Consider the following 20,529-nt stretch of genomic DNA (forward strand, 5'->3'; position numbering starts at 1 on the left):
CGATCAATCCCTCTTTTTTTCTACTAAATAATACTCAATAAGTTGATTCACTTTTTCTTTTGGATATGATTCTGGTGTTTGAAGGACATGAATTACTAGCCCATCGATAAATCCGTACAGTATCTCCAATTCACACTCTCTATTGTATCCTGATGTAAAGTATCCTAACTCCTCCATTAAATCTAGGATCATTCCCATTAGGTACCTCGTATGCTCATCCATTTTCTTCCGAAGTTCAATAAGCTCTGGGGAACTAAAAGAGATTCCTAAGAATGTAATCCAAACCTTCCCTTCCAACATTTCTTCCTTATTAATAGGAATAATAAATTTCATTAATCTTCTAAGCGCTTCTTCTTTCGTTCCCTTAAAATCACTTGTACGAGTTTTCGCCCGTCCTTCCATTCGATTCAATACTAAATTCATTGCATAGTAAATCAATGCATTTTTAGACGAAAAATGATGCTGAACAAGGCCAACTGACATGTTTGCTTCATCAGCGATTTGCTGTATGGAAGCTTTATCGATACCTTTTTCTAATATTACACGCCAAGTAGCGGTGGCTATCTCATTCTTCCTTTGTATTTGATCAACTATTTTAGGCATTCATCTCCCCCTCCTTTTTATAATATGGTTATATTATAAAAAAAGTACCGAAAACAATATGACCATATTTTAGTTTAGACGTAATAGGGCTTTTGCCACATGACTATCAAGATAACAAGTCAAAATCCCCTTAAAATAAAAAAAGACGGTATTCCTACCGTATCATTAAAAAATCTTCAATTCCGAGCATAATGCCTAAGAGAGAAATAAATCCTGTCATACGCCCTTGCGTAATGGAACGAGAAATGAGATAAATCATATTAGGCCCCGGTGAACAAACCATGCTAAGTGAAACAATTGCAAAAGCTAACAATTCAAGATCGTTAGCCTCTACTTTCCATATTCGTACCTTTTATCACTTTACTTCCTTACAACTGGAATCCACATTTCACCAAATACTAAGCCGTCTCTCTGTCCCATCTCAACCGTTGTATTCGGTCCACCAACATAAGCAAAATCTGTTGCTTCTGGTAAAGCTTGACCGAAGGCGATGCCAGTCAGTTTATTACTTAGCTCTTCAGCCGTTTTGTCTTCCCCTTCCACTACTAAGTATTCTCCCTTCGGAAACTGGATCACTCTAGATTCTTCTTCTATTTGTGCTTCTGTCATGACACCAGCATAATACATCATCTTGTTATTCACCGCTTCGCTCACAGAAAAAATATATTCGTTTGTAGCTAAAGCTTTTAAAGTATCCAACCTTCCATCTTCTTTAACAGCCGACCAAAAGTCTTCCTTTTCTTTATTGATTCCAGCAAAGTCTGTATAGTCACTCTTAATTTCAGTTCCAATACCTAACACAATAAAGCTATCTTTTTCTTCTATAGTATAATTTTTCATATTCAAAACCTTCCTTTTTTAAAATGAATCAAACGATTTAACTTTTCATCTGATACGTTTATAATATCTTTAAATCATGTCAAAAAATGATACTGTTTAGGAGATTCCAATGAAAAAAGTTGAACGGATTAATACAATTATGCGGTATATCAACAATCGCTCCCACTTTACAATTACTGAAATCATACGAGAATTTAACGTATCACGATCGACAGCTATTAGAGACATTAGAGAAATTGAAGCTATGGGCATGCCACTTGTCGCTGAAGTTGGGAGAACTGGTGGATATTTTGTCATGCATAATTCTATCCTGCCCGTTGTTCGCTTTACTGATAATGAAGTCAAAGCTCTTTTTATTGCCTTTATGGCTACAAGCAATCAACAACTTCCCTATCTAAAAAGTCGCCAGTCTTTAGCTGAAAAACTACTAGGACTCATCTCAGAAACCCAGCAAGATGACCTCGTTCTTTTAAATCAACTCTTGCTTTTTGAAGGGACTAACCCTTATAATCCCGATCTACTTGAGCTTTCTGACCTCCCCCACCCTATGTTAGAAAAACTCATCCAAATCCTTCTTTTGGATAGACATTTATTGATTACCGTCAAAGAAGAAGAGGAAATCAAGTCTTACCCAATTTATCTATTACACCTTTATCAAGAAAAAAGCCGTTGGATCATTGAAGGGTTTGACTTAAAAGAAGAAAAGAAACTGCTGTTTCCTGTCGATGACCTCGTCAATATCGAACCGTACACGACGAAAAAGAGGTTAAATACGAAACAGATTTTAGAAAAACTCAATAAGAAGGACGAAGAAATTAACCTTGTACTTGAACTTGGTCCAAAAGCGATTGCCCAGTACAAAAAATACCATCCTTTAAAAATTTCAATTTCTTATACAAACCCTTACCAATCTACAGCCATTTTAAAAACATTTATCGATGTTAACAATTCCGATGAAGTGACAGAGATAACAAATTGGCTACTTTTCCTAGGGAAAGATATTACAATCAAGGAAATGCCTGAAGAAATATTAAACGATTTACAAGAGCGGTTATGTTTATATTCTCCATAAGCAGTGATCGGTTAAACCTCAATATATTGAGGTTTATTCGTTACCAGTTTCCTATATTTTTTACCATGAGAGCACAATAAATAATAAAAGCACAGAAAACCTTCCGTGCTTTTTCAAAAATATATATAATTTCGGATGACTAAATTCACTTACCCTAACTGACGTTTAAATGTTTTACTTGCGAAAAAGTAAGAGATGATCATGATACCTACGCACCAAGCGAGTGCAATCCAAATATCGTTGCCAACAGTTCCTTCATATAAAAGGGCACGAATCGCATTCACGATTGAAGTTACAGGCTGATTCTCTGCAAATGCACGGACAATTTTTGGCATCGTTTCGGTAGGTACAAAAGCTGAACTAATAAATGGAAGGAAAATTAGTGGATACGAGTACGCTGTCGCCCCTTCCATTGACTTCGCTTTCAGTCCTGGAATGATAGCTAGCCATGTTAGCGCTAGCGTAAACGTTCCTAGAACCCCAGCTACTGCAAGCCATTCTAACATATTAGCACTGGAACGGAATCCCATTAAGAGCGCAACAAGAATAACCACCACGATAGTAAGTACATTAGCAACAAGAGAAGTTAAAACGTGAGCCCACAATATTGATGAGCGCTTAATAGGCATCGTAATGAAACGTGCCATCAGCCCACTCTTTACATCCGTAAATAATCGTACAGAAGTATACGCTACACCGGATGCGATAGCCATTAACAAAATTCCCGGCAATAAATAATTAACGTAGTTATCCGTTCCTGTCTTTATAGCCCCGCCAAATACGTAAACAAATAATAGCATCATCATAATCGGTGTAATCGCTACTGTAATAATTGTATCCGGACTACGCATAATATTACGCATTAAGCGCCCTAGTAATACCCCTGTTTTGCTTTTCATTTACATCTCCTCCTTTTTACCGATAATCGCAAGGAAAATTTCTTCCAACGTCGGCTGCTTCTCGATATACTCTACTTTTGCTGGCGGGAACATCTCTTTCAGTTCAGTAAGAGTACCTGTCGTAATAATTTTTCCGCCATGCAAAATAGCGATACGGTCCGCCAGTTGTTCTGCTTCCTCCAAGTACTGAGTCGTGAGCAAAATCGTTGTGCCGCTGCCGGCAAGTTCCTTGACTGTATCCCACACTTCGATCCGTGCTTCCGGATCAAGTCCAGTCGTTGGTTCGTCTAGAAAAATAACTGCTGGCGCCCCAATCAAACTCATCGCGATATCAAGTCGGCGCTTCATCCCGCCTGAATACTGGTCTGCCCTCTGGTTGGCCGCATCAGTCAGGCTAAATCTTGCAAGTAGATTATCAGCAACTTGTGCCGGATTGGAAACACCACGTAACTTAGCGATCATTATCAAGTTTTCCCTTCCAGTAAGCATGCCGTCTAAAGCTGCGAACTGTCCTGTCAAACTGATGCTTTGACGAACATGATCTGGTTGTCGCTGGACGTCAAAACCGCAAATACTCACTTCACCATCATCTTGTTTCATTAACGTCGAAAGAATATTGACCGTTGTCGTCTTTCCAGCTCCATTTGAGCCTAGCAGCGCGAAAATTTCACCACGCTGCACCTCAAAATCCACTCCCTTTAAGACTTCTTTATCTTTAAAAGATTTTTTTAACCCTTTTATAGAAATCGCTGCATTGCTCATACTTTTTCCCCCTTATAAAATTAGATTACATACACCCTCTATTTAGTATCACTGATAATCTGTATTACTTAGTACCAGTTTAAAAATATAACTGAATAGCGATGGCGGCAATTCACATTTGTAACCAGCTAATCAGTCGGTATTACTAATTGCATTTATTTTTTTCTCAATTTCTTCATAATACTTTCATTCAAATCTTCACGATACTTGGAGACATACGTTTTAGCGTTTGCCACTAGTTCGTCAGCAAAGGATGCCACGTCCTCCCCAGTAATGTCAAGCACTTGTCTCCCTTCCGCTGCACCTGCTTCAAACAAATCGATTAATTCATACTGTATGTGCAGCATATCCATTCCATTACCCGCTGAGAAATTCCACATGTAGTTTTGAATTTTCTTAAACACAAACTGATAGTCCTCTGGCAGTGCTCCAACACGTGCCATCATCATTTTGTACTCTTTTTTATCACCAATTAATTTTTTAAACATTTCCAACATCTTATTTTCCTCCTTTTTTATAAAGCAGAACAAGAAACTCTCCAAATATGAGCCGGAACATTTTATATTATGAGGCTAGTTTGACTTCAAGACGTTAATTTTTGAAGATACAAAATCCCATTTTTTCCAAAACAATTCAAGCTCCTGACGGCCATCCTCATTTAATGAATAAAACTTACGAGGCGGTCCCATATCTGATGGTTTCTTTTCAATATTCACAAGCTTTTTCTTTTCTAATCGTACGAGGATAGTATAAACCGTCCCTTCTACGACTTCGGTAAACCCAAGATCATTCAGGTGGCGGGTAATCTCATAGCCATACGTTTCACGGCGGCTAATGATTTCCAACACACACCCTTCCAGTGAACCTTTTAGCATTTCAGTTAAATTTTCCATGTTATGATCCTCCTTTACCCCCTATTCTGTCTGACTTATATTCAGTATCACAGAGTACTAAGGCGAATTTTTACTGAATAGTTTTTGAGTAAAACCACACTATTCAGTATTACTTATTACAACTACATTGTATGACTAAGTAGCTATAGATGTCAACTGATTTTAAAATTTTTTCTAAAATCCGCTCTTACCTATTGTTTACTGAAAACATTTTGAGAAACAACACTACTCAGTATCACCTATTACTCCTACATTGTATGACTGAGTAGTTATACATGTCAACTCGATTTTTATATTTTTCTAAAATCAACTATTACCTATCCCGCTAAGAAAAGAAAATACCCCAAAACAAATATTCTACATTTTTGTTTTGGAGCGCTATAGGTTAGCTCTTCTTCTTAATAAGACAGATCATTCTTTTGTTACGATAAAATCATTTCCATATCTTCTGCTGCAGTTGTAATCAGTTTCAAACCAAACGTTTCTTGTAATACATCAAGCAAGCCAGGTGAAATAAATTCAGGCGCCTTTGGACCGATGCGAATATCTTGAATACCAAGACTAAATAGCCCAAGTAAAATGGCAACCGCTTTTTGTTCAAACCATGATAGGACAATACTAACTGGCAGTTCGTTCACTTCGCATTGAAAAGCATCTGCTAAAGCGGCTGCTATTTTCACTGTTGAAATTGAATTATTGCATTGCCCTAAGTCAATGTAACGCGGAATCTTTGTACCAGGTACAACACCGTACTCCACATCATTAAAGCGGAATTTCCCGCAAGAAGTCGTTAAAATAACTGTTTCTGGCGGAAGTGACGTTGCTAATTCACGATAATATTCTCCGCCTTTTCCTGGTGCATCACAACCTGCGATGACAAAGAAACGCTTAATCTTTCCTTCTTTTACTGCCTCAATAATTTCAGGAGCTAATGATAATACTGTATTATGATGGAACCCTGTTACTAACTGTTCATCCGACTCCATATGTACTTCTGGAAGTTCTAGCGCTTTTTGAATCAATGGTGCAAAATCATCATTTTCAATTTTTTGTACACCTTCTAAACCTGCAATATCATATGAAAAGAATCGATCAGAGTACGACCCTTTAATTGGCATAACACAGTTCGTTGTCGCTAATATAGCACCTGTAAATTTTTCAAAAAGACGTCGTTGATCATACCATGCCTTACCGATGTTTCCTTTTAAATGTTTATATTTTTTCAGCTGCGGATAACCGTGTGCTGGTAACATTTCAGAATGCGTATAAATATTAATTTCTTTTCCTTCTGTTTGTTTTAATAATTCTTCTAACGCAAATAAATTATGTCCAGTAACTACAATTGCCTTACCTTCTACATGGTTTTGCGTAATTTGAACAGGCTCTGGAACACCAAAGTGATTCGTATGCGCCTCATCTAATAACTCCATTACTCGTAAAGCCGATTTCCCTACTTTCATAGCCATATCAATATGTTCTTGTTCATTAAAGTTGGAATTTGTTAATGTCATATACAGTGCTTCTTGCGTCGTAGCATCTACAAATGCATCAGTATACCCTAGCTGAGCAGCATGCGTACGATAAGCTGCAATTCCTTTTAGCCCAAACACAATCGTATCTTGTAAACTTGCAATTGTTTCATTTTTACCGCAAACACCCATCACTTTACATCCACCTGTTGGCGTTTGTTCACATTGATAACAAAACATGATCATCCCACCCTCTCCCAATCATTCCTTACAACCTAAGCATAATACCCATTGAGGAAAAGAGATGTGATATCAATCACAATAATATGTATAAATTTGTGACAACTTATATTGTTTACATAATATTTTTATTGACACAAAAAAACATTACATACCCCTGTTGTTCAAGTTTTCAAATAGCTAGACTATTGCTGAATCACATATTTAACTTTCTAGTTCATAGTACGAAAGAACAATTTCGTACTATAAATCTCTTAAGCAAACAGAAATAGACATACAAAAACGCTATTCTTTCTTTTTATTATGCAACAGAAAGAATAGCTTCTTTTCATTTTGAAGAACTATCAATTTTTTGATTAAATATTTTATGAAAAATCACTTTATTTACAATACATTTACACTACCTTAACATTACTTACATTATTTATATGATATATTTATATAGACACTACTTAATAAATTTCATATACATTGTTATCTCTATAATCTCTGATCTGATTGATAAGAGATTATGTTATATTTTCATACCAGGGGTGAATTAGGATGACTGAAACTTTAAAAACACTTATAATGCTCGATATTACTTATGTTGTTATAGCAATTATGACGGTACTGGTATTTGTATACTTGGAATTAAAATCTCAGTAACGTATGCAGGCATAATTGATGGCTTCGCATTTAAATATAGCTAGAAGAAAGCGAGGAGAAAATTGTTTCTCCTCGCTTTTATATTCCCACAGTTTCTTATTTCAACAAATCCAATGTATGTAAAAGCAATCCTTTGTCCCCTACTTCCCCATGACCAGGCACTACTGAATTGATGTTTCCATATCGCTTCAGCACATTCTCAATCGATGCGGACCATTCATTTACATAGGCATCAGCAACGTTCCCTAAATCTTTAGCTTCCGCAGATTTCACTAAACAGCCTCCAGCTAAAATGTTGTATTGCGGTAACCATACGACGATATTATCTTCTGTATGTCCTTTCCCTGGGTAAAATGTTTCTACTTTCATATTTCCAAAACTCAAATTTGTAATGGATTGTAAGTCTCCAAGCGGTTCTTCATATCCACTTTTCTTTGCTAGTTCTGCAGTTAGTGCTGTACTATGCGCCTTAATGCCTCTTTCTTTCAACGTTTTTATTCCGCCAATTCGATCAGCGTGCGCATGTGTAATGATGACATCCGTTACTCGCTTCTTAAATTTCTTTTCTACCATCTCTATTAATTCCTTCGTTAACTTATCATCCCAAGAAGAATCGACAAGTACTAGCCCTTTAGAAGTAGTAAGAACTAGCCCGTTCGAAGGAACTGCTTCTCCGTTAAAGTAACCTAACTCCGTATGAACCCATACATTTTTATTTAACTGAGAAATTGAAATAGTTCCTGTCTCATTTTTTATTACTTTTTGCTCTAGCTTTTGTTCCGCTTTCACAGAAAAAATTGTACTAACAAATTGCATTGTTCCTAATAAACTAACACATACCCCTACTTTTAATAATGTATTTTTCATTTTCTCCACCCTTTCTTTCAAATGGAATAGTTATTACCTATAATAGACAATTCATCTTAAATGTTTGTTCCATCTTTACTTGTATATTTTTATGTAAGTAACAAAAAAGCGTACAAAATTTTGTACGCTTTAAAACTTAACCTTTTATTCCATAATTCTCAAACTCTTCCTCGTTACCATAAAATACATTCAAATCAATATACTTCTCTTTTCCATTATAACCATTTAATCTCCCACGGTTCGTGTATTGCCAAAACGTCCATTTTCTCTCGTCAGATAAACTCGGTTTTGTAAAGACACTACGAATCCATATATCACATTGGGGATACGCATTCTTTATATACAAATCATATGCCTCTTGAGTTGCATACAATATTACTTTCTTACCGTAATGTTTTTCTAGCATTTTTATCATGACCGACAACTCTTTCACAACATCTTCACGCTTAGGGGGATTATCTTTTTTGTTAGCATAAAACTCAACATCAATTACGGGTGGCAATGCTTGTTTATACTTTGGAACAGTTCGTATATATTGCTCTGCTTGTGTTTCACCCTTACTATCAAAACTAAAAAAATGATACGCTCCGACGCGCATACCTGTCTTATTCGCATTCGTCCAATTTTCCGAAAAGTACTTATCTACAAACGAGCTTCCTTCAGTAGCCTTTATAAACGCAAACTTCATATTTTGCTTTTCCAACTCTCTCCAATCTATATCTCCTTGGTATGACGCAACATCTACACCTTTTATTTCATACTTATCCGCACTTATTTGATTCGGAATAAATATGCCTTGAAAGACTAAATAAGCGAAAACACTCATTACACTAATTAAGGTAAAGACTCCTCCTATAATAAGCTTCTTTTTCATTCGTATCCCCCATCTTTACACATTAATATTCCACTTACCATTCACGTTTTAATATAGCTTCCGCTAATTCACCCAATTCCGCCATCGCATACATCGTTCGCTCTTCAATCGTTGTCTCTTGAAATCCTTTTTCTTTACTGAAATTTAATACATATCTCTGGAATTCCACAATATTCATACTTAATCTCCCTTCATGATAAATACTCCGTTTTCTATTACACTTATATTTTGTTAAATTATAACATTCATACTATAATTTATTTATAACCCTTTAACGGAGGTGTTTTCAATGACTCTCTTCGCTTCCCCATCATTATTCATACTAGCAATTATTTCATTTGCACTAGCCTATTTCATCGGAGTTAAACAATACACTTGGCTCTTATCAGGATTCAATGAACGCCGTGTGCCAGATAAAGGTAAGTTATCAAAAATAGTTGGTCTTTATAATTTAACTGCCGGTGCTATTGCCACAATTGGTAGTGTCTTCACTACTCCTAATGTCAAAATCTTATTTCCTATCATTATAATTGGCCACGTTATAATCGCTGCTTATGTAAATACACGCATGGTGCATTGAAAAAAGATCAACCAAATGGATGATCTTTTTTATAATTTATCAACATATTGCTTCGCTTCTAGTAAAGAAAACCCAAAAGCCTCTCTTACTCTCTTAACTGCTGTAACTGTTTTTCCTTCTTCCATAAGCTGGCGTAACTCTTTATTAATTTCAGGTTCTCTATCTATAATTCCCATTTCTTTCGTAATTAGCTGTAATCTATCTTCCATCCTCTTTAAACGTGCATCCGTTTTCTTTTCGATTCTATTTAATTTTTCAGCAATATAAATAAACCCAAAGACCGCTATCGGTATGATCATCCAAAATTCCATGACTATTCCTCCTCATTAGCTTTCATTTGTTTTATTTCACTAACTTATGTAAATTTTACCATGAAACACATTTAATGTATAATAGTAATATACAACACTGTTGATAAAACCTTTTATTTTAGGGGGATACTTTATGAAAAGATTTTTTAAGACGTTACTACAATTTGTAGTTCTTTCAATTGCACTACATTTATTATTTGATATCGTTGGCTGGCTTGTTTTCAATGCGCCAATTCAAAACAAACAAATCATTATTTATTTACTAACAACCTCATGGCTAATGTACATGTACCGAGATAAATTTTTTAAAGCATTCACTTCGAATTAACTAAAAGAACTTCATCGATAAAAGATGAAGTTTTTTCTTTTTCTCTCATTCTCTCTATTAACTACTGTATAATAGAACTAATATTCTGTCTTTCATAAGAAAGGAGTCACTATGAACTTAAAAAGTAACACTATATACGAGAAAATGAACCAATATTCCGTTGAAGGTTTAAGCCTTGCCGTTATACGTGATGGTAAACTAGATGAAGCAACTGCCTGCGGAACACTTGAATCTGGAACAACTAAAACTGTCACTACGAATTCCATATTCAATTCTTGTTCTATTAGTAAATTCTTCACTACAATGCTCGTACTAACGTTATCAGATCAAAAGATCGTGCATTTAGATGAAGACGTAAATGATAGACTCACATCTTGGAACATACCTACCAGTCTATTTACCTCACAGAAAAAAGTCACCCTGCGAAATTTATTAAGCCACCAATCTGGAATCATTGATCCTCCTAATAGTTTTGAGCATTATACACTTGCACAAGGGCGACCAAACATGTCTGAAATCCTTGCCGGTAAAACATCATATTGTCCAGTACCGATAGAAATAACTTATAAACCAGAAAGCGAATTTCACTACTCTGATGCAAACTTTTGTATTATTGAACTACTACTTGAAGATATAACTGGAAAACCATTCAATCTTTTACTTGAAGAATATATCTTTCATCCACTACAACTGAAAAATAGTATGCTATTCTCTACTAAAGATATAAATAAAATGGAGGCCTTTGCTTGCGGGCATAATAAAGATGGCACCGTTACAAATGAGAAGTATCCATTTTATCCATTCGCAGCCGCTTCAGGTATTTGGACAACACCAACAGACTTATCAACTTTAGTAATTGAAATCATTCATTCCTTACAAGGAAAGGGCAAACTAAAACTTTCTCAAAAATTAGTACAAGATATGATTTCTCCTCAAGGTTGCTCAAAATGGACTGGATTAGGTGTGTTTCTAGATGATTCGAATAAAGACTTACAAATGTATTCACTTGGATGGGGCGTTGGATTTCAATGTATGATGATATGCTATCCATACCGAGTTAATGGTGCTGTGATAATGACGAACGCTGACTTAGGCGTTCATCAAATGGAAGGGATTATTGGTGACGTGTTAAAAACGTTATCCTTTTAACGAAAAGAAAGAAGCTCTCCCTTCCAGCTTCTTTCTTTATATTACATTTTTGGCAACAATTTTTATATGTTCTGGTGCGATAATCTCCGTTATACTTTCTTGAAAATCTTCCTGCAACATTTCTTCAATATGTTCTAGCTGCACTTCAACATGTGTGCATTCTAAATTATGTATATTTAAAAGTGCATAATGATCTTTTTTCTTAATTACTAAATATTGATTTTCCTCTGTTACAAGTATAGAACCTAATCGTACTCCTAGTAGGCGTTGATCATCAAACTTCACAACCATTACCCCTTACTTTATATGTAATAAAATAACATTTTATGTAATCTGTTCTTTATAAACTATATCACAATTTATTAAAATATAAATATCATATTTCTTTTTACTAAAAACCCCTATTCTTTTATATATTTCGATACAAAAAACTTTCTCAACATAAAATTAGAATTTTCAGTTTTTATTCTTATGAAAATCAATTATAATAAAGTTAATAAATGTTTGACCTCTCCTAATTCATGTACATATGGATGATCAGTAGTCGCTGCTACTGATCTATTTTTTTGATCTCAGAAAGTAAATATGATGCATCCTTTCCTACACCACAAATAAGTGCAGAGCCTCTTTGAGATTGCCACGGCAAACCGATATAATATAATCCTCTCACGGGACTTATTCCCTTTACATGATTAGGAAATCCTTTCTCATTCACTGCCTTTTCTATTTCAATCCATTTATAGTTTTGAATAAAACCAGTTGACCATATAATGCTTTCTGCACTATACGTGCCACCATTTTGAAACATAATGCTATTTTCTGATGCATGAACCACTTTTCCCTCTAGTTTAATTGCCCCACTACGAATAAGTTCTTTGCCTTCAAAACCAAACATAGGATCCTTTCTCTTCTGAAACCACTTTCCCCTCTTTGTATTTAATTCAGCATACAGTAAACCCAATTTTTCTAACCAACTAAAAATGCTTTTTCTAAAAAGACGTAACGGTAAAAATGTTAGAGGATGACTAATAGACATTGTAACTCCATGAGTTTTTGCAAGTTCTACTGCAATTTGCATTCCTGAATTCCCGCCACCTACTACTAATACTTTCCCCTCAGGAATTTGTGATGGTGATTTATATTGTGATGAATGTATTTAAAAAACATGCGATGAAAGATGTTGTGAAAATGAAGGGATGTACGGTTGCTGAAAACCACCTGTTGCGATAACAACCTTTTTTGATTGTAAAATTTCTGTAGGAGTATGTAATTCGAATATATCTTTTTCTTTCTTTATTTTAAAAACTTCAGTTTGCAATTGGACCGGTAATGTAAAGTGCCTTGCATATTCTTCTAAATATGTTGCCATTTCATCTTTACATGGAAATCCATTTCCTTCTCCTTTTACTACCATACCTGGTAAACTACTATATTCTCTCGGTGTGAAGAGCTGTAAAGAATTATATCTGTTTCTCCATGAATCCCCAATTCGGTTTCCTGCCTCAAGTAATAAAAAATTATATCCTTCTTGCTTCAAGTAATATCCCATTGCTAATCCAGCTTGACCAGCTCCAATAATAATTAAGTCTTTCATTCTAATCCCTCCTTCCACTAAACGTATGAATACTTGTTCATATATTCATACGTTTCCATAATCATAACATTTTATTTTTACATCATTCAATATTTACTCAAAATAAAAAAAGGGGTAAACTCCCTTTCATTCTATCTTCCCAGTCTTTAGTGCCTGTGCCCAGTCATGTCTTTCCTGTTGAACAGCTAACTCAGCAGCTTCCTCCCAATTATAAGGAACTGAAATTTGTTCAATTACCCATTCTCCCAAAACCTTTTCTATCACTACATATTTTGCATGCGGAGTTCCTGATTCCATTTTATGCACAATGGGTAATTCATCTTTGTACGCTGGAAGCCCTATACTCCCTGGATTTATTATGATTTTTCCGTTCGCTAAATAAACAACTCTAGGAATATGTGTATGACCACATACTATTATTTTTTGTTCTATATTTTTGAGTTGATCCATTATATTTTTTTCACTCTTTAATACTGCACCATTTTCGTCCATTTCTTCTAGTAAATACACCTCATCTGAAGTTAGTGTACCATGACAAAATAAAATATCGTCAACAATGAATTGGAAAGGATGTTGTTTTAACCAATCTATATGATTTTCTGTTAATTGATTTCGGACAAAAGTTAGTGTAGCAGACTGCTCTTGTATAGGTTCCCAAAGCATGCGATCACAGTTTCCCTTAATATGTATCATCTCGTTATTCATTAATATTTCAATTGTACCTAAAGGATCTAACGGCCCATAGACGCTATCACCTAAATTAATTATCATTTCGACCTTGCGACGTTCAATATCTTCTAATACGGATTTCAAAGCTTGACTATTTCCATGAACATCTGAAATAATTGCTATTTTCATCTAAATCCCCACTTTAATATATTATTTATAAACATCTGCTGCCAATTCCCTCAGAACATCCACATTTACTACTTCGAAGCAACCATTGTTCTTTTTTATTATCTCTTTATCACAAAAAATATTTAATGTACGTAATAGATGACGATAACTCGTTCCTAACAATTCCGCTGTTTCCGTTAAATTCCCACTAAATACAATTCTATTTCCATGCTGCACCGCTCGTTCCCCTGCTGCTAACATGTAACTCGCAAGTCTATTTTCAAGTGGATATAGTAAATTAATTGTACTATTTTTTGAAAGCCGATTTAACTTATGTGCTAACGATCCGCAAATACATCGTAAAAATTTCGCATCATGAAATAGTTGATTTCTCACTTTCCCTAAAGGCAAACCAACACAATATGAATCTGCCATCACTTGTACGTTTGAAGCTGTCTTTTGAGAATGAATTAACTCCACATCTCCTAACAGCTGCAAGCTATCATAAAAGCATAACAATACAGATTTCCCGTTACTTAATGTATTAAACGCTTTCGCTTTTCCTTCAACGAAGAAAAATAAATAATCTATCTCTTCATTCTCTCTACAAATAAACTCATTCTTTTTAAAAAATATTAGTTCCATATATGGTTTCATATCATTACTAAAAAAGGAGTCAATATTATTTTCTTTCATATAATTTGTTAATTTAATAGAATTACATATTTTCTTCATAGTTCCCCCGCCTTTACAACTACTCCCCATTGTAATCAAAATTTCCCCCTTCCACTATGACATATGTCATAGTAATTCACAATTTCAGCATGATACAGTCATTACAAATATGAAAATTAAAGGGGATATTACATTGTACAACTTTCTTTCTGTCTTTATTGGTGTGCTCATCGCCGTTATGCTTCCATTGAATGGGATTTTATCTGAATTAATTGGCAAGTATACAGCAAGCGTTGTCATTCACCTTGTCGGTTTAATTGCAGTTATTTTCGTTTTAATCATAAACAAAAATAAAATTTATTTTGATAAAAGCATTCCGCTTTTTTTATATAGCGCTGGAGCGATTGGGGTATTCACTGTCCTTTTTAATAATATAAGTTTCTCCGTCCTTGGTGCCTCTATTACGATCGCATTAAGTTTACTTGGTCAATCCATTGCTTCCATCGTTATTGATCATTTCGGCTTATTAGGAATGAAAGTTGCAAAGTTTGAAAAGAAAAAACTAATTGGATTATGTTTCATCTCTTCCGGAATTATAATCATGACAATTTATTAATGGGGGCAAGAAAATGTTATATATTACTATCGCTATTTTAGCTGGTGTTTCTATCGTTGTTGCTAGAATTATTAACGCAAATTTAGCAGCGAAAATCGGTAATTGGGAAGGTACGTTTTTTAATTATATTACTGGATTATTTTTCTCTATGTTATTTTTAATTTTCAGTTCAGATTCAATGTACATTCCTAGTCATACGTTGCAATCTATTCCTATCGCTGTTTACTTAGGCGGATTAGTAGGCGTTATCGTCATCTCGTTATCGAACTATATTACACCTAAAATATCAGCATTTTATTTAACGTTACTCATCTTTATCGGACAATTATTTGCGGGGACTATCATTGATTTCATCTTGTCACACGAACTCTCTATAGGAAAGGTTGTCGGTGGCATTTTCGTACTAATCGGACTCACTTACAATTTACTCGTAGATCGCCCTGTTAAAACTGTGCAGAATAAACAAGTTCAATTATAATACTTTACGCTTCCCTATCATATATTAATAGAAAAGCTCTTCATACGAAGTGATAGAGAGGAGAATATTCTATTAAAAAAATCATTTTACTGCTAGGTAGTGCATTGATTATTTTTGGAATCGCATGGTTTTTCAACTCTGGGAAATCTATTCAAGATTTCTATACAGCAAATAAACCAAAGAAGAAAGCTACTATCATTTCAACTCAAAGAGATCCAAATGGGCCCCCTGTCTTTTTAGGGAAACAGGAAATAAAAGATATACATGTCGAGTCAATTAAAACAAAAAAAGATATCTTTCTCACAAAAACAGATGAATTAAAAACATTCATTAACAGTATGGATACCGCCAAAAAAGGAAAATTAACATTAGATGAAGAAGGATCAGATTTAATAGACTGTGATATGTGGATTACTTTCGAGGATGGGACTTATAAAAAATATTTCATATGGGTAGTTGACCATCACAGTAACGAAGTGATGATTGCTCAACAAGATACTCCTAATGATGTAAACCTTACGTACTATCAATTAAATGAAGATAGTTCTAAAAAAGTTTATAACTTATTTAAAAAAATCATTTAAACGAAAAAGTCATGAGCGAATAAGCTCATGACTTTTTGTACTATATATATTCTGGGAACACTTTACATCCCCTTTCCTGTTCTATATCATGTCCAAAGAAAACAATCGGCTTCTCTTTCATCACCACTTCTTTTAAACGTTTAATTGAAGATAAAGCTAATTCTGAATCAAATCCCGCAAATGGCACTTCATTTTCAAAATTTTCTTTCGTATACGATGCATCAATCGTTAATAATACAGGACCGGATTTTTCTGTCTCAATTAATAGCGATTGATGCCCTGGAGTATGGCCTGGTGTATGCAATAATTGAACTCCTGGTACGACTTCATAATCACCTTCAATGATTTTGTAGTTTAAATTCGGCAATATACATTCTTTCAAATATTCTTCGCTATGCTGCGCCGCCTCATATTCAGCACGCTGTACAATGATTGGTGTATTTATAAAAGCGCCATTTCCTCCTGCATGATCAAAATGCAAGTGAGAACTAATAATATAAAGAAGGTCTTCCGGCTCATAACCAACCCGTTTTAAAATATTCACGATTCTATCTTCTTCAGTCATTTTCGGTAAAACCTGCCCTTCGACAAATGTACCGTTAAAAAGACCTTCATTATTAACTGCACTTTCTGGCATACCTGTATCTACTAAAATAGGTCCTTCTTCAGTCTCCAAAAGATAACACCAAACCGGTAAGTCTAATAATTCTCCTGGTGTTAATGTACTATTAACAGACGAATGATCCAACATACAACGACCTGCTGGGACGAAATAAAGCTTCTTTACTGTCATTATGTATCCACCTTTAAATTTAGTTTTGAATAAAACAATACAGTAAAGAATTCCTCTTGCTAGAAATAAACTCCTTCTCACTTTTCATTGTTTCAGCTATTATTTTTGAGTCATTCACAAATTCTCCTTACACTATTAATTATTATTCGTTATTTTTCTAAGAATCCAGGGTAATAAATCAACTGTTTGTATTTTGAAATACGAAAAGGATACACACTTAAACGAAGGTTACATAAAAAAAAACCGACTACCTATATGTTGAAAAAAGGAGTCGGTTCTTTTTTATTTATTATTGCTCTTTATGTGCGACGAGCTGAGATTATAAAAGGTAATATGCTATTGGTTTTTCACTGTAATATTTCCGTTATGTGTGTTTAATTTAATTATATTTTCTCCCTTTCCAATAACCGTATTCCCGTTATATTTATTCAGGATATTCGCGCTGCCGTTGTCGACAGAAACATTAAATTGAACATTAGTTGGTTCTTTTTCGGTTTCAATATTAATTTTCCCATTATGAGTCATAAAATTGAGATTTCGATCCAGTTCATTCGTTTTAAGAGTAAGACTTCCATTTTTAGTTTGCCCCTCTATTTCACCTTCAACATGGTCTAGCATTATTCGTCCGTTGTTCGATTTCACATGAATATTTTGTGCCAATACATCTTTGAAATCCATAATTCCATTGTTTGCTTCTGCGATAATTTTTGGCGAATTGATTTCTCTTAATTCAACATGTCCATTGCTTGTATTTATATTAAAATGTGTTGCGTTTAGTTTTTTAGCAGAAACGTAGCCATTATTATTGGAAACTTTTAATGAATCATATTGTTTTTCGGGTAGATACACATTTAATGTTAATGGAGCCAATACTTCAGAAATATTAAAGTTGAACCAGCTCTGTTGTTTTTCTTTATAAGAAATGAGAAGCGTTGAATCTTCCTCATCCGTAGCTAATGTTCTTTTTACGTTTGGATTAACCTCGCCATCTAATTTTACTTTCACGTTACTATCTTTTGTAGGATTGATATTAACACGAACGTTATTTGTATCAATAATGACGCTTGACACATTATTATTATTAACGACCTTTTCTTCTGAAATTGGTACTGCAGCAATTGAACGATAAGTGAATAAACTTCCGATAATACCAATAATGAAAATAATACCTGCAATGATTGAAAGACTCTTTTTATTTATCATGCTTTAAACCACCTTTTACTAATGCTATATTGAACTTTAAATAACGAACAAATCCATTCTTTGCTAGCTTCGTTAAAAATAACATAGCAATAACAATGAAATATCCAAGTCCACAAAGCGCTAAAGAAACAAAAAGATTAAATAGCAAGAATGTATTTGGATGTATAATCGTATCAACTAAAACAAGTAATGGTGCGCCTAAAAATGAGATACCTAGAACCCATCCTGAAAAAATTAATGCCACTAATGTAATTGCAGGTCCAAGCACGATTAACAAATTAAAAAAACCTAATCCAATTACTGCCCAAATTGCCCGAAAAACATTTCCTGTTGTTGCACTTGCTGTTACTTTCTCAATATGATAATCTGCTAATAACTCTTTGGCGATTTGAGCTGGAGAGCCTAATGAAGTTGCAATTTCTTCTTCACTTTTCCCTTCCTCTAATCCGAAAGTAAAATGTTCTTCATAATCTTTTAAAATATCTGCACGCTCTTTATCAGATAACCTTTTTAGAGATACATTTAATTGTTGTAAAAATTTATCTTTCGTCATTACCTACACCTTCTTTAATTAATTGATTGACACCTTGTGAAAACTCATTCCATTCCTCCAAAAGTTGATACAAATACGTTCTACCTTTATCCGTCAGTGTATAATACTTTCTTGAAGGGCCTTCTGAAGACTCCTGTAAATACGTTGTAAAATATTCTTCCTTAGTTAGCCTTCGAAGAAGAGGATAAACAGACCCTTCTGATATTTCAATTCGATTGGAAATATTTCGAACTAATTCATATCCATAACGGTCTTGCTTATCCAGTAAGACAAGAACACAAAGTTCTAAAACTCCTTTTTTAAATTGTACATTCAATATTCATTCACCCTATTCTAATTGATATCCACTACTGTTTATTATTTAGTACTGTTTTATAACTAATAACTACAAGTATAATATAACACTTGGTATTGTTCATTGCAAGGTACACTGGAAAAATAAGTATACCTCTCATCCGACGCTTATAAAATCAGAGTGATGGATGTTGCTCGCCAGTTACAAAGTTCTAAATGAAGTTGAAACAGCTCTTTTACAAAATGGAAAGAACTCAACTTTTTTACATAATGACGCTTTACCTACTATAATAAAAGAGAAAAACTCTTACTTTAATGGAGGGAATAGAAATGAAAGCAATTGGTTTACATGAATACTTACCTATTGAAGAAGAAAACAGTTTAATTGATATTGAAGTTGAAAGACCTGTTGCTACAGGAAGAGATATACTTGTTAAAATTAACGCTATTTCCGTTAATCCAGTTGATACAAAAGTTCGCTCTCCGAAAGATAAAAAAGAAGATGTAGCGAAAATACTTGGCTGGGATGCTAGTGGTGTCGTCGTACAAACGGGCGAAGGTTGTACGTTATTTAAAGAAGGCGACGAAGTATTTTACGCTGGAAGTATTACGAGACAAGGTACATATAGTGAATACCACCTAGTTGATGAAAGAATCGTTGGCAAGAAACCTAAAACGTTAAATGATGCTGAAGCTGCAGCACTTCCTTTAACAGCTATTACAGCATGGGAAGGTTTATTTGAACGTTTAAGCATTGATTATAATAAGAAAGATGAGAATACATTCAAAAACATTTTAATTATCGGCGGAGCTGGTGGTGTAGGTTCAATTGCCATTCAACTGGCGAAATGGGCTGGACTGAATGTAATCACAACTGCATCCCGTAATGAAACGATACACTGGGTTGAAAAATTTGGTGCCGATTATATCATTAACCATCACCAACCTTTACAAGATCAAATATTAGAGTTTGGGCTAAAAGATGTAGATTATATTTTCTGCTTAAACAATACAGATGAACATTGGCAAGCAATTTGTGACCTCATTAAACCACAAGGAAAAATTTGCTCTATCGTAGAAAATGAACACCCTCTTGAGATGGGTATTTTAAAAAGTAAAAGTGCTACATTCGTTTGGGAGTTTATGTTTACAAAAGCGATGTACGAAACTGGCGATATGATCACGCAGCACGAACTATTAAATAAAGTAAGCGAACTATTAGATGAAGGCATTTTAAAGACTACTCTAAATGAAACATTCGCACCAATTAACGCTGAAAACGTAAAGAAAGCACATGCACTGCTTGAAAGCGGAAGTACAATTGGGAAAATCGTTTTAGAGAAATTTTAATAATAAAAAGTCCGATT

General features: G+C 34.4%; 25 protein-coding genes and 3 pseudogenes. 8 read left to right on the plus strand and 20 right to left on the minus strand.

The annotated features are described in order from the left end of the window. Positions 1–3: 3 nt before the first annotated feature. From AC1DMU_RS11510 to AC1DMU_RS11520, 3 genes and pseudogenes are all read right to left on the minus strand, one after another. Positions 4–603 carry a TetR/AcrR family transcriptional regulator gene (locus AC1DMU_RS11510; protein ID WP_088064087.1) on the minus strand — a complete coding sequence of 200 codons (600 nt, stop codon included), beginning with the start codon at positions 601–603 and terminating at the stop codon, positions 4–6. Positions 604–766: 163 nt separating this feature from the next. After that, positions 767–886, minus strand: a pseudogene (locus tag AC1DMU_RS11515) (LysE family translocator); the annotation flags it as partial. 77 nt (positions 887–963) lie between these two features. Further along, complete coding sequence (locus tag AC1DMU_RS11520) at positions 964–1,443, minus strand: GyrI-like domain-containing protein (protein WP_088064088.1); 480 nt, start codon at positions 1,441–1,443, stop codon at positions 964–966. 109 nt (positions 1,444–1,552) lie between these two features. Between AC1DMU_RS11520 and AC1DMU_RS11525 the strand changes: the two genes are divergently transcribed. Then, on the plus strand, positions 1,553–2,515 hold the full coding sequence (locus tag AC1DMU_RS11525) for a helix-turn-helix transcriptional regulator (protein WP_088064089.1): 963 nt from the start codon (positions 1,553–1,555) through the stop codon (positions 2,513–2,515). Between the two features lie 149 nt (positions 2,516–2,664). Here the strand turns inward: AC1DMU_RS11525 and AC1DMU_RS11530 are convergent, their stop codons facing one another. The 8 genes and pseudogenes from AC1DMU_RS11530 to AC1DMU_RS11565 form a co-directional block, all read right to left on the minus strand. After that, entirely contained in the window at positions 2,665–3,414 is a 750-nt protein-coding gene (locus AC1DMU_RS11530) for an ABC transporter permease (RefSeq protein WP_088064090.1), read from the minus strand. Next, on the minus strand, positions 3,415–4,176 hold the full coding sequence (locus AC1DMU_RS11535; protein WP_046954684.1) for an ABC transporter ATP-binding protein: 762 nt from the start codon (positions 4,174–4,176) through the stop codon (positions 3,415–3,417). A gap of 155 nt (positions 4,177–4,331) precedes the next feature. Continuing rightward, positions 4,332–4,673 carry a DUF1048 domain-containing protein gene (locus AC1DMU_RS11540; protein ID WP_000891990.1) on the minus strand — a complete coding sequence of 114 codons (342 nt, stop codon included), beginning with the start codon at positions 4,671–4,673 and terminating at the stop codon, positions 4,332–4,334. A gap of 75 nt (positions 4,674–4,748) precedes the next feature. Continuing rightward, positions 4,749–5,069, minus strand: coding sequence for a PadR family transcriptional regulator (locus AC1DMU_RS11545; protein ID WP_000429486.1), 321 nt, complete (start codon positions 5,067–5,069; stop codon positions 4,749–4,751). 422 nt (positions 5,070–5,491) lie between these two features. Then, the gene (gene hcp, locus AC1DMU_RS11550; RefSeq protein ID WP_088064488.1) at positions 5,492–6,778 is read right to left on the minus strand and encodes a hydroxylamine reductase; all 1,287 of its coding nucleotides are present in this window, start codon (positions 6,776–6,778) and stop codon (positions 5,492–5,494) included. A gap of 744 nt (positions 6,779–7,522) precedes the next feature. Continuing rightward, complete coding sequence (gene bla2, locus AC1DMU_RS11555; RefSeq protein WP_088064091.1) at positions 7,523–8,293, minus strand: BcII family subclass B1 metallo-beta-lactamase; 771 nt, start codon at positions 8,291–8,293, stop codon at positions 7,523–7,525. A gap of 136 nt (positions 8,294–8,429) precedes the next feature. Continuing rightward, on the minus strand, positions 8,430–9,167 hold the full coding sequence (locus tag AC1DMU_RS11560) for a glycoside hydrolase family 25 protein (protein WP_088064092.1): 738 nt from the start codon (positions 9,165–9,167) through the stop codon (positions 8,430–8,432). A 40-nt stretch (positions 9,168–9,207) separates the two neighbouring features. After that, positions 9,208–9,345 (minus strand): annotated as a pseudogene (locus tag AC1DMU_RS11565) (nucleoside triphosphate pyrophosphohydrolase family protein); the annotation flags it as partial. A 111-nt stretch (positions 9,346–9,456) separates the two neighbouring features. Here AC1DMU_RS11565 and AC1DMU_RS11570 point away from each other — a divergent pair. Continuing rightward, positions 9,457–9,747 (plus strand): DUF3784 domain-containing protein, encoded by a 291-nt coding sequence (locus tag AC1DMU_RS11570; RefSeq protein WP_048543795.1) that lies wholly within the window; start codon positions 9,457–9,459, stop codon positions 9,745–9,747. A 29-nt stretch (positions 9,748–9,776) separates the two neighbouring features. Here AC1DMU_RS11570 and AC1DMU_RS11575 read toward each other — a convergent pair whose 3' ends face one another. Continuing rightward, on the minus strand, positions 9,777–10,058 hold the full coding sequence (locus AC1DMU_RS11575; protein ID WP_061677629.1) for a hypothetical protein: 282 nt from the start codon (positions 10,056–10,058) through the stop codon (positions 9,777–9,779). Between the two features lie 133 nt (positions 10,059–10,191). Between AC1DMU_RS11575 and AC1DMU_RS11580 the strand changes: the two genes are divergently transcribed. Together AC1DMU_RS11580 and AC1DMU_RS11585 are read left to right on the plus strand one after the other, a co-directional pair. Further along, positions 10,192–10,386: a hypothetical protein gene (locus AC1DMU_RS11580; protein WP_088064093.1), complete on the plus strand. Its 195-nt coding sequence runs from the start codon at positions 10,192–10,194 to the stop codon at positions 10,384–10,386. Positions 10,387–10,497: 111 nt separating this feature from the next. Next, a complete protein-coding gene (locus AC1DMU_RS11585; protein WP_476941503.1) occupies positions 10,498–11,535 on the plus strand; it encodes a serine hydrolase domain-containing protein in 1,038 nt (345 codons plus the stop codon). Between the two features lie 36 nt (positions 11,536–11,571). Here the strand turns inward: AC1DMU_RS11585 and AC1DMU_RS11590 are convergent, their stop codons facing one another. The 4 genes and pseudogenes from AC1DMU_RS11590 to yeiL form a co-directional block, all read right to left on the minus strand. Continuing rightward, complete coding sequence (locus AC1DMU_RS11590; protein ID WP_000666938.1) at positions 11,572–11,820, minus strand: hypothetical protein; 249 nt, start codon at positions 11,818–11,820, stop codon at positions 11,572–11,574. A gap of 265 nt (positions 11,821–12,085) precedes the next feature. Further along, positions 12,086–13,129 (minus strand): annotated as a pseudogene (locus AC1DMU_RS11595) (flavin-containing monooxygenase). A gap of 126 nt (positions 13,130–13,255) precedes the next feature. After that, positions 13,256–13,987 carry a metallophosphoesterase family protein gene (locus tag AC1DMU_RS11600; RefSeq protein WP_088064095.1) on the minus strand — a complete coding sequence of 244 codons (732 nt, stop codon included), beginning with the start codon at positions 13,985–13,987 and terminating at the stop codon, positions 13,256–13,258. Positions 13,988–14,008: 21 nt separating this feature from the next. Further along, positions 14,009–14,701 (minus strand): transcriptional regulator YeiL, encoded by a 693-nt coding sequence (gene yeiL / locus AC1DMU_RS11605; protein ID WP_048544259.1) that lies wholly within the window; start codon positions 14,699–14,701, stop codon positions 14,009–14,011. A 109-nt stretch (positions 14,702–14,810) separates the two neighbouring features. Here yeiL and AC1DMU_RS11610 point away from each other — a divergent pair, with 109 nt between their 5' ends. The 3 genes from AC1DMU_RS11610 to AC1DMU_RS11620 all read left to right on the plus strand — a co-directional run bounded on the left by AC1DMU_RS11610 (position 14,811) and on the right by AC1DMU_RS11620 (position 16,319). Then, positions 14,811–15,257 carry a DMT family transporter gene (locus AC1DMU_RS11610; protein ID WP_070168987.1) on the plus strand — a complete coding sequence of 149 codons (447 nt, stop codon included), beginning with the start codon at positions 14,811–14,813 and terminating at the stop codon, positions 15,255–15,257. Between the two features lie 13 nt (positions 15,258–15,270). Next, positions 15,271–15,735 carry a DMT family transporter gene (locus AC1DMU_RS11615; RefSeq protein WP_088064096.1) on the plus strand — a complete coding sequence of 155 codons (465 nt, stop codon included), beginning with the start codon at positions 15,271–15,273 and terminating at the stop codon, positions 15,733–15,735. 89 nt (positions 15,736–15,824) lie between these two features. Further along, positions 15,825–16,319, plus strand: a complete 495-nt coding sequence (locus AC1DMU_RS11620) for a hypothetical protein (RefSeq protein WP_142291788.1) — start codon at positions 15,825–15,827, stop codon at positions 16,317–16,319. Positions 16,320–16,359: 40 nt separating this feature from the next. Here the strand turns inward: AC1DMU_RS11620 and aiiA are convergent, their stop codons facing one another. The 4 genes from aiiA to AC1DMU_RS11640 form a co-directional block, all read right to left on the minus strand. Continuing rightward, positions 16,360–17,112, minus strand: coding sequence for a quorum-quenching N-acyl homoserine lactonase AiiA (gene aiiA, locus AC1DMU_RS11625; protein ID WP_046954672.1), 753 nt, complete (start codon positions 17,110–17,112; stop codon positions 16,360–16,362). A 336-nt stretch (positions 17,113–17,448) separates the two neighbouring features. Continuing rightward, positions 17,449–18,315: a DUF4097 family beta strand repeat-containing protein gene (locus AC1DMU_RS11630; RefSeq protein WP_000608748.1), complete on the minus strand. Its 867-nt coding sequence runs from the start codon at positions 18,313–18,315 to the stop codon at positions 17,449–17,451. Beyond that, positions 18,305–18,868, minus strand: a complete 564-nt coding sequence (locus AC1DMU_RS11635) for an HAAS signaling domain-containing protein (protein ID WP_088064098.1) — start codon at positions 18,866–18,868, stop codon at positions 18,305–18,307. Before AC1DMU_RS11635 ends, AC1DMU_RS11630 begins: the two co-directional genes overlap by 11 nt. Then, entirely contained in the window at positions 18,855–19,184 is a 330-nt protein-coding gene (locus AC1DMU_RS11640) for a PadR family transcriptional regulator (protein WP_001102638.1), read from the minus strand. Before AC1DMU_RS11640 ends, AC1DMU_RS11635 begins: the two co-directional genes overlap by 14 nt. 308 nt (positions 19,185–19,492) lie before the next feature. Between AC1DMU_RS11640 and AC1DMU_RS11645 the strand changes: the two genes are divergently transcribed. After that, positions 19,493–20,512, plus strand: coding sequence for a zinc-binding alcohol dehydrogenase family protein (locus AC1DMU_RS11645; RefSeq protein ID WP_088064099.1), 1,020 nt, complete (start codon positions 19,493–19,495; stop codon positions 20,510–20,512). Positions 20,513–20,529 lie beyond the last annotated feature (17 nt).

This window comes from Bacillus sp. 01N45 (assembly GCF_056399205.1).

Coding starts and splice junctions, on each gene's coding strand:
- AC1DMU_RS11510 (WP_088064087.1), bottom strand. CDS start 603: ATGCCTAAAATAGTTGATCAAATACAAAGGAAGAATGAGATAGCCACC.
- AC1DMU_RS11520 (WP_088064088.1), bottom strand. CDS start 1,443: ATGAAAAATTATACTATAGAAGAAAAAGATAGCTTTATTGTGTTAGGT.
- AC1DMU_RS11525 (WP_088064089.1), top strand. CDS start 1,553: ATGAAAAAAGTTGAACGGATTAATACAATTATGCGGTATATCAACAAT.
- AC1DMU_RS11530 (WP_088064090.1), bottom strand. CDS start 3,414: ATGAAAAGCAAAACAGGGGTATTACTAGGGCGCTTAATGCGTAATATT.
- AC1DMU_RS11535 (WP_046954684.1), bottom strand. CDS start 4,176: ATGAGCAATGCAGCGATTTCTATAAAAGGGTTAAAAAAATCTTTTAAA.
- AC1DMU_RS11540 (WP_000891990.1), bottom strand. CDS start 4,673: ATGTTGGAAATGTTTAAAAAATTAATTGGTGATAAAAAAGAGTACAAA.
- AC1DMU_RS11545 (WP_000429486.1), bottom strand. CDS start 5,069: ATGGAAAATTTAACTGAAATGCTAAAAGGTTCACTGGAAGGGTGTGTG.
- hcp (WP_088064488.1), bottom strand. CDS start 6,778: ATGTTTTGTTATCAATGTGAACAAACGCCAACAGGTGGATGTAAAGTG.
- bla2 (WP_088064091.1), bottom strand. CDS start 8,293: ATGAAAAATACATTATTAAAAGTAGGGGTATGTGTTAGTTTATTAGGA.
- AC1DMU_RS11560 (WP_088064092.1), bottom strand. CDS start 9,167: ATGAAAAAGAAGCTTATTATAGGAGGAGTCTTTACCTTAATTAGTGTA.
- AC1DMU_RS11570 (WP_048543795.1), top strand. CDS start 9,457: ATGACTCTCTTCGCTTCCCCATCATTATTCATACTAGCAATTATTTCA.
- AC1DMU_RS11575 (WP_061677629.1), bottom strand. CDS start 10,058: ATGGAATTTTGGATGATCATACCGATAGCGGTCTTTGGGTTTATTTAT.
- AC1DMU_RS11580 (WP_088064093.1), top strand. CDS start 10,192: ATGAAAAGATTTTTTAAGACGTTACTACAATTTGTAGTTCTTTCAATT.
- AC1DMU_RS11585 (WP_476941503.1), top strand. CDS start 10,498: ATGAACTTAAAAAGTAACACTATATACGAGAAAATGAACCAATATTCC.
- AC1DMU_RS11600 (WP_088064095.1), bottom strand. CDS start 13,987: ATGAAAATAGCAATTATTTCAGATGTTCATGGAAATAGTCAAGCTTTG.
- yeiL (WP_048544259.1), bottom strand. CDS start 14,701: ATGAAGAAAATATGTAATTCTATTAAATTAACAAATTATATGAAAGAA.
- AC1DMU_RS11610 (WP_070168987.1), top strand. CDS start 14,811: ATGAAAATTAAAGGGGATATTACATTGTACAACTTTCTTTCTGTCTTT.
- AC1DMU_RS11615 (WP_088064096.1), top strand. CDS start 15,271: ATGTTATATATTACTATCGCTATTTTAGCTGGTGTTTCTATCGTTGTT.
- aiiA (WP_046954672.1), bottom strand. CDS start 17,112: ATGACAGTAAAGAAGCTTTATTTCGTCCCAGCAGGTCGTTGTATGTTG.
- AC1DMU_RS11630 (WP_000608748.1), bottom strand. CDS start 18,315: ATGATAAATAAAAAGAGTCTTTCAATCATTGCAGGTATTATTTTCATT.
- AC1DMU_RS11635 (WP_088064098.1), bottom strand. CDS start 18,868: ATGACGAAAGATAAATTTTTACAACAATTAAATGTATCTCTAAAAAGG.
- AC1DMU_RS11645 (WP_088064099.1), top strand. CDS start 19,493: ATGAAAGCAATTGGTTTACATGAATACTTACCTATTGAAGAAGAAAAC.